Origin of the sequence: Mesorhizobium sp. M2A.F.Ca.ET.037.01.1.1 (assembly GCF_003998075.1) — a bacterium.
Classification (GTDB): Bacteria; Pseudomonadota; Alphaproteobacteria; order Rhizobiales; family Rhizobiaceae; genus Mesorhizobium.
In genome coordinates this window covers 1-434 of sequence record NZ_RZSA01001818.1, presented here as the reverse complement: position 1 = coordinate 434, position 434 = coordinate 1, and the positions used below count along the sequence as shown (strand labels likewise).

The following is a 434-nucleotide window of genomic DNA, read 5'->3' as shown; positions in this document are numbered from 1 at the left end:
GTTTGATGATCTCCAGCTTCTGCTTCTCGCCGGCGGCGAGCTCGGCCACCTTGACGTCGAGCGGCAGCTTGAAGGGCATGCGCTCCATGAATTGGGCAAGCGCTGCGCGCTCCTTGCGCCAGTCGATGACGCCCGGCACCTTCTCGCGCGAGATGACCAGATTCTCGGCGCCCGTCAGCGAAGGCACCAGCGTGAAATGCTGGTAGACCATGCCGAGGCCGAGCGCCGAGGCATCCCTGGGGCTGGCGATCGCGACTTGGCGTCCATCGACCAGCATGTCGCCCGATGTCGGGTGGTAGAAACCCATCATGCATTTGACCAGCGTCGACTTGCCGGCGCCGTTCTCGCCGAGCAGCGCGTGGAAGGAGCCTGCCGGCACCTTGATGGAGACATCGTCCAGCGCCGTAAAGGCGCCGAAGCGCATCGTCATGCCG

General features: G+C 64.7%; 1 protein-coding gene. It reads right to left on the bottom strand.

Features of this window, described 5'->3' with window-relative positions; all coding sequences use genetic code 11:
• Positions 1 to 430 (bottom strand): ATP-binding cassette domain-containing protein (locus EOA27_RS39970; RefSeq protein WP_245491442.1); only part of this gene is annotated, 430 nt, incomplete at its 3' end.
• Positions 431 to 434 lie beyond the last annotated feature (4 nt).